We start from the raw sequence: 6755 nt of genomic DNA, 5'->3' as shown, positions 1-6755 counted from the left end.
GTACACGACCGGCCCCCGCTGGATCGCCCCCGATCCCCGCATCGACGCCGTGCGCGGAACCGTCGCCGTGCAGCGGGGGCCGGTCGTGTACTGCGCCGAGTCCACCGACCTGCCCGCCGACCGGGACGTGGACGCCGTCCGGGTCGACCCGAGCGGCCCCCTGGAGGACGGCCCCGGCGGGACCGTCGTGGCCCCCGGCTCGGTCACGACGGCGCCGGGCGAGGAGTGGCCCTACCACCCACTGGAGGAGACGCCGTCCGCGCCCGGCTCCCAGCCGTCCGGCATCGTCCTGGTGCCGTACCACTCCTGGGCGAACCGGGGGCCGTCGACCATGCGGGTCTGGCTGCCGGCCGAGGGGTGAGGGCGGGCGGTTCCCGGGCGAGTTCCTGGGCGCCATCAGCGGCCTCCCCCCTCGGGCGTCCCGCAGAACGCCGTCTCCAGCAGGGCGTGGAGCCCGGCGTTCTGCGCGGGGGTCGGGAACAGGGGCGTCGGGGTGAGGTTGACGGCCAGTTGGCGGTGGCCGTCCGGGGTGCCGAAGCTGAGGGTGGCGGAGCCGTACGTACCGCCGCCGTGGCCCCAGACGGTCGTGCAGGAGAGGTCGGCGCGCTCGATCCCCATCCCGTAGCCGCCGCCGGGGGCCTGGGGTGCGGGGGTGGTCAGGAGACGGCGTTCAGCGGGGTGCAGGAGCCGGCCGCCGAGGAGCGCTGCCGTGAAGCGGGTCAGGTCGTCGGCCGTCGAGTACATCTCGCCGGACGCCCCCGCCACGGACATGTTCTGGGCGGTGATGTCCACGGGGGCGTGGCCCGGGCGGAACAGGTACGCGTGCGCGTGGGGTCCGGGGAGGCGGGTGGAGGTGCCGGGGAAGCCTGTGCGGGTCAGGTGCAGGGGGCGGAGGATGCGGCGGGTCTGTGCGGGTCGTCGCCGGTGATCCCGACGCCCCTCCATCGTGGCCCACCACCCCGTGACCCCGCGTCACCCTCCAGAGCTACTCGTCCCTGATACCGAACAGCGCGCCGTGGCTCACCGCCGTGCCCCGCCCGAGGGCGACGGGGACAGGACGGTGACGACCGTCGAGTCGTCGCGCGCCCCCAACCCCGCCCGCTCGCCCAGGAGATAGAGCTGTTCGGCGGCTGCCGCGAGCGGCACGGGTACGTGCGCGTCGCGGGCGACCCCGGTCACGATCCCCATGTCCTTGACGAAGATGTCGAGCCGTGACTTGACCTCGGGTTCGCCGGAACCGTCGTACAACTGGACCATGCGCGGGCCCCGGTCGGCGAACATGAAGGAACCGGCGGCCCCTTGGCCCAGGCTCTCGACGACGGTCGCGGGGTCGAGTCCGAGGCCGCGTGCGAGGGCGACGGCCTCGGCGGCAGCGGCGATGTGCACCCCGGCGAGCAGCTGGTTGACGGCCTTCATCGCCTGCCCGTCCCCGGGCCGCGCACCCACCGGCGTCAGCGTGGACGCGAGCCGTTCGAGCACCGGCCGGGCCGCGTTGAGCGCGGTCTCCTCGGCGCCCACGACGATCAGCAGATCCCCGGCACCGGCCCGCACGGGCCCGCCGCTCACCGGCGCGTCGACCGTCGACACCCCGCGCTCGGCGAGCCGTTGGGCTGTCGCGCGAGCCGCCTCGGGCCCGACGGTGCTGGTGAGGACGACAACGGCACCCGCCCGCAGCGCCTCCACCGCACCGGCCGTCCCGAACAGCGCGCCCTCCACCTGGAGTTGGTCGCGTACGGCGACGAGCACCACGTCGGCGCCCTGCACGGCCTCGGCGGGTGACGCGGCGTCATGGGCGCCGTCGGCGGCGAGAGTTGCCCGGCGCGACGCGTCGATGTCGTAGACGGACAGGGGGAGTTCGGCGGCGAGGCGGCGGGCCATGGGCAACCCCATGGCGCCCAGGCCGAGGACAGCGGTACGGGGCAGGGCGGGCATCTTCGTCCTCTCCGAAGGCAGAACCGAAGGCGGCTCTGAGGGCAGCACCGAGGGCAGCTCTGGAGGCAGCGCGAATGAAGAAAGAAGCGCTCAACAGGCAGATACGAAAGGGCAGTCACCGCAGAAGCGCGACCACGTCGGCCAACGCCTCCTCGTCCCCGACGTTCCCCGCGAACACCACGTACGGAATCCCCGCGGCCGGCCCCTCCACCGGCTCCCACAGCGACACGATCCCGGGCAGCAGTGTCCCGCGTGCCCAGGCCCGGCGGATGCCGAGACCGTCGGTCGCCGTGTCGCTGGAGGTGATCCCGCCCTTGGCGACGACGAACCCCGGCCGGCGCAGGGAGGTGACCCGGCGGACGGTCTCGGCCAGCGCGGCCGAGACCCGGCGCGAGATCGCGAGGCTGGCGTCGGCGTCCGTACCGGTGACGAGGGACCGGGACGTGCGGATCACGACGTCCGACGAGCCCAGCTCCACGGCGGCGGCCGACGCGACCCCGGCGACATGCGCGTCCCGCCAGTTGTCGTCGAGCAGCGCGGCCACGTCGAGTTCGTACTCGGCGATCCCGCCCCGCTCCCGGAGCCGCTCCAACTGCCGTGTCGTCAGGGAGACATGGGAGCCGACGACGATCAGCCCGTGCCGCCCCGCCTCCCGCATCCCGCTCAACTCGTCTCGGGGCAACGGGGGTCGGCCTTCCTGCCCCGCGCGGGCGCGCACGAACGACGGCCCCACCCGGTACAGCAGCCGCGTGTCCTTCGCCGCGGCAGCCGCGACCGCGAGGACACGCAGATCGTCGTCGCACACGGCGTCCACGACGGCCGTCCGGCCACCCCGCAGCGTGCCCAACAGCCGTGCCGTGTGGGCCGGTCCACCGCCGCGCAGGTCGTCCAGGGTGATCCGGAGCACCTCGTCGGCGCGCACCCGGCCGCCGGTCTTCTCCTCGACCCAGTCGGGCAGGTAGGAGCTGCGGTAGCCGAACGTCGCGTCGCGCGCGAACTCGCTCTCCCCGACGGGGAGCAGACCGTCCGGCGTGCGCATCCAGTGCCGGGAACCGACGGTCAGCCGCCCCGCCTCGATGTACGCGGGAACCAGCACGACCCCGTCGACGTCCGTCAACTCCTCGGCGAGCACGTCGGTTTCGAGCGGGAAGTGACCCCGCAGCGTCGAGTCGCCCCGGCTCGCGAGGACGTACGCGATCCCCTCGGCCACCGACGCCTCCCGCAGCGCGCGCACCACCTCGCGGTTGCGCTCGGCCGCCGAACCGGCCGACAGGCTACGGGTGTTGGTGAGGACGAAGAACGCGGGCGTGTCCTGGCGCAGCGCCCAGCGCAGGTCGTCCACCGTCCAGGAGGTGAGGACGGGGATTCCGGCGACGGTCTGGGTGCCGGTCGGGTCGTCGTCGAGGACGACCAGGCGGGCCGCCCCGGACAGCCGGGCGGCGACGTCGTCGGCGGCGACCTCGCGGACCGGGGGGAGACCGGCGAGGACGGTGGTTTCGGGGGTGTACGAAGGCACGGGAGAACAGCCTCTCGTCAGACGAACCGGATGAACCAGGTGAACCGGATGAACAGGCCTGCAAAGGAGGGCGGAGCCTGGATCAGTCCCGCTTGATCACATGCGTCCGCAGATCGTCCGCCGTCTGATTCATGTGCCCGTCCATGGCCGCCCGAGCCGCCTCCGCGTTCCCCGACTCCAGTGCGGCCAGCACCTGTTCGTGATGCGCGAGCGCGTGCGTCCGGATCTCCGGCACGGCCGACGTCTCCCGCCGGCCCTCCACCAGCAGCGCCCCGAACGGCTCGAACAGCAGCGGCACGAAGAGGTTCCCCGAGGCCCGCATCACGATGTCGTGGAAGTCGATGTCCGCCTGCACGAACAACTCGGTGTCCGCGTTCTCGGCGGCCTCCCGCATCAGCTCCAACTGCCGCCGCAGATCCGCGAGATCGTCCTCCGTACGCCGCGTCGCGGCCAGCTCGCACGCGCCGTTCTCGATGAGGCGCCGCGCCTCGATCAGCCGCTCCGACAGCGCCCCGCTCGCCGACCGGGACGCGGCCCGTACGACGGGTTCGAGCGCGGTCCACCGGTCCGGCGGGTTGACGTACGTACCGCGCCCGCGCACCACCCGGACGACGTTCTGCGCGCGCAGCGCCTTCACGGCCTCGCGCACGGTCAGCCGGCTCACCCCGCCGATCTCGGCCAGCTCCCCTTCGGACGGGAGGGCGCTGTCCGGCGGGTACTGCCCGTCGATGATCGCGGTCAGCACCTGCTCCGCGAGGTCGTCTGCGAGGGACATGGGCATGTCTTTCCGCTCGACTCCTGCATCAGATGTCAGACGTCTGATGTCCCGGTGCCGGAAACGATGGCAGCAGGGAAGGGGGCCGTCAAGACAACGGACTTGACCCGAGGCAGCCCGAGTTTCGGCTGCGGGCACCGGGGAAGGGGGGAAACATCCCTCGTGTCTCATATGGGGAGGAATCCATGACCGACGATCAGAAGCCCGTGGACCCGGGCGACGTGATCCGCACCGGGAGCCCCGAGTCCACCGTCGACCGGGTGGCCGACTTCTACGGCGCGTACATCGACGCCGTGTACGACGGGACCGACAACCTCGGCCGCGAACTGCGCGCGCACTACCTCACGGAGGAGCTGCGCAGGCGGCTCGCGGACTGGGAGGAGGCCAACCACGCCGACGGGGTCCTGCGCGCCCAGAACGTCCCCCTCCAGTGGGAGGTCCGCTACAGCGACTCCGGCGCGGGGCACGCGTTCACGGTCGTCACCCTCACCTGGGGCGGCGGCACCGACCCCGAGCGGACGCGGCTGGCGATCCAGAGCGACCTCGCCACCCGGCTCATCTCGGACATCAAGGAGTCGACGGACTGAGACGAGCGACGGGAGCCGGCCCTGCCGTACCGGCCCTGAACACCCCCCTCACCTGCGGAAACTGAGCCGGAACAGCAGGGAGTGCGCGTCGTCCTCCGTCAGGCCGAGGGCCTTCGCGACGGTCTCCCAGGAGAGTTCGTCCGCCCGGACGTTGTAGGCGGCCTCGCGGCCCGCGTCCGAGGTGATGCGCTCCAGGGCGGTCACCGCGCGCAGCGCCGCCAAGGGGGCCTGGTCCGCCAAGTCGCCGAGTCTGCGGTCGAGTTCGTCGATCATCGCCTCGACGTCCGTGGGCAGCGGGACCGAGCGGGACTCCACCTCGCGGATGTGCCGGTCCCACTCCTCCTCCAGCGCCGAGGTGTCGTAGTCGTACGGGTGGTGGCGCGGGACCCGGGACCAGTCCAGGGGGTGGTGGGTCTCGCCGCGCCAGCCGCAGGAGCAGGCCGCGCGCAGGTGGCTCGCCTTGGGGGCGCGCAGCGTGCCGTCGTACACCCACCACTCCGTCGACTTCGGCATCTCGGCGCCGCTGCCGATGTCGAAGTACACCGGTCCCGGCTCGGTGCCGTCCGGGAGCAGGGCGCGCGGCCTGCCCTCGTGCGACGTACCGAAGTTCTCCGTCCGCCACTCCACGACCCCTCCAAAGTCCGTGCCGTCACTGGCATCTACCCCAGGCGGGAGCGGTCATGACTGTCAAGGGCGGCGCGGTGCGCGGCGGACGGTGAGGACGGCGACGTCGTCGTGCCGGCCGCCGTGCCCGGCGTACGCGCGCGCGTCGTCGTACAGCGCCTGCGGCAGGGCCGTGGGGGAGAGGTCCGAGAGGGCGGTGAGGCGTTCGTCGGCCGGGTAGAACGTGCCGTCCGCCGCGCGGGTCTCGGTGAGGCCGTCCGTGCTGAGGACGAGGGTCGCGTGGGCCGGGAAGTCGAACCAGCCGACCGTCGTCGGCTCGGCTGCGAGCTCGGACAGGCCCAGGGGGACGCCGGAGTCGAGGTGTGGGGTGGTGACCTTGCCGTCGAGCACGAGGTACGGCAGGACGTGGCCGCAGTTGACCGCCTGCGCCTCGTCGTCCAGGTCGATGCCGAGGATCAGCGCGGTGACGAAGCGATCGTCCTCGCCGGTGTCGGCGGCGTAGGAGTTGTGGCGGACGACGGCCGCGTCCAGCGCGTCGACCAGGGCCGTCAGGGTCGGTTCGCGGTGGGCCGCCTCGCGGAACGCCCCTATCACCGCGAACGCCGCGCCGACGGCGGTGAGGCCCTTGCCCTGGACGTCGCCGATGAGGACGCGGGTTCCCCACGGGGTCGCCACGACGTCGTAGATGTCGCCGCCGACCAGGCGGTCCTCGTGGAGGGGCTCGTACACGCCGTTGACCAGGACGTCGTCCGTGACCAGGGGGAGGGGGTGCAGGACGTGGCGCTGCATCGCGGCGGCCGTCGAGCGCAGGCGGAGCATCTCGTGTTCACGCCGGATGCGGTAGCCGCAGGCGTACGTCGACGCGACGCCCAGCGCGATCGTGATCGCGATCAGCAGGATCCGGTCGAGCCAGTGCCCGCCCGGGCCGCGGGTCACCACGGTCGTCGTCACGACGATCGCGGTCCACGCGGCGACGAACGCGGTCTGCCGTACGGTGCACAGCGCGGCGGCGGCCCCCGGCAGGAACACCAGCAGCCCGAGCAGCAGCACGGCCGACCCGGACAGCTCCCCCAACGCCTCCACCGACACCGTCACCCCGACAACGGTCAGCGCCAGCTGAACGTTCCCGGGCGGCTCGATCGCCTCAATGGCCTCGACAGGTCTCGCACGACGGCTACCGGACATCCCAACTCCCGGGCAGGTGATGATCTGGTCATACCGTATGCAGTCACACCGCCCTGCGAAGAATCGCCCCGCCGCTGTACACCGCCCGAAGCCGGCCGCCGCCGCACCCGATCCCTGTCGGGGCGGCGGCGGCCGG

Annotated in this window: 7 protein-coding genes and 1 pseudogene; 2 read left to right on the top strand and 6 right to left on the bottom strand. The window is 72.8% G+C overall.

Annotated elements, in window-relative coordinates:
* A pseudogene (locus tag AOK24_RS33330) lies at positions 1 to 361 on the top strand (glycoside hydrolase family 127 protein); the annotation flags it as partial.
* A gap of 35 nt (positions 362 to 396) precedes the next feature.
* Here AOK24_RS33330 and AOK24_RS33325 read toward each other — a convergent pair.
* The 4 genes from AOK24_RS33325 to AOK24_RS33310 form a co-directional block, all read right to left on the bottom strand.
* Entirely contained in the window at positions 397 to 945 is a 549-nt protein-coding gene (locus tag AOK24_RS33325) for a serine hydrolase domain-containing protein (protein WP_055723748.1), read from the bottom strand.
* Between the two features lie 75 nt (positions 946 to 1020).
* Positions 1021 to 1932, bottom strand: a complete 912-nt coding sequence (locus AOK24_RS33320; protein ID WP_055723747.1) for an NAD(P)-dependent oxidoreductase — start codon at positions 1930 to 1932, stop codon at positions 1021 to 1023.
* Positions 1933 to 2047: 115 nt separating this feature from the next.
* Positions 2048 to 3448: a four-carbon acid sugar kinase family protein gene (locus AOK24_RS33315; RefSeq protein WP_055723746.1), complete on the bottom strand. Its 1401-nt coding sequence runs from the start codon at positions 3446 to 3448 to the stop codon at positions 2048 to 2050.
* Between the two features lie 82 nt (positions 3449 to 3530).
* Positions 3531 to 4223, bottom strand: coding sequence for a FadR/GntR family transcriptional regulator (locus AOK24_RS33310; protein WP_055723745.1), 693 nt, complete (start codon positions 4221 to 4223; stop codon positions 3531 to 3533).
* 185 nt (positions 4224 to 4408) lie between these two features.
* Between AOK24_RS33310 and AOK24_RS33305 the strand changes: the two genes are divergently transcribed.
* Positions 4409 to 4810 (top strand): hypothetical protein, encoded by a 402-nt coding sequence (locus AOK24_RS33305; protein ID WP_055723744.1) that lies wholly within the window; start codon positions 4409 to 4411, stop codon positions 4808 to 4810.
* Between the two features lie 48 nt (positions 4811 to 4858).
* Here AOK24_RS33305 and AOK24_RS33300 read toward each other — a convergent pair whose 3' ends face one another.
* Together AOK24_RS33300 and AOK24_RS33295 are read right to left on the bottom strand one after the other, a co-directional pair.
* A complete protein-coding gene (locus AOK24_RS33300) occupies positions 4859 to 5437 on the bottom strand; it encodes a hypothetical protein (protein WP_055723743.1) in 579 nt (192 codons plus the stop codon).
* A 60-nt stretch (positions 5438 to 5497) separates the two neighbouring features.
* Positions 5498 to 6619: a PP2C family protein-serine/threonine phosphatase gene (locus AOK24_RS33295; protein WP_055723742.1), complete on the bottom strand. Its 1122-nt coding sequence runs from the start codon at positions 6617 to 6619 to the stop codon at positions 5498 to 5500.
* Positions 6620 to 6755: the final 136 nt, after the last annotated feature.

The organism is Streptomyces niveiscabiei (assembly GCF_001419795.1).
Taxonomy (GTDB): domain Bacteria; phylum Actinomycetota; class Actinomycetes; order Streptomycetales; family Streptomycetaceae; genus Streptomyces; species Streptomyces niveiscabiei.
The sequence above is the reverse complement of the archived record's forward strand: the minus strand, read 5'-3'. Positions and strand labels throughout refer to the sequence as shown.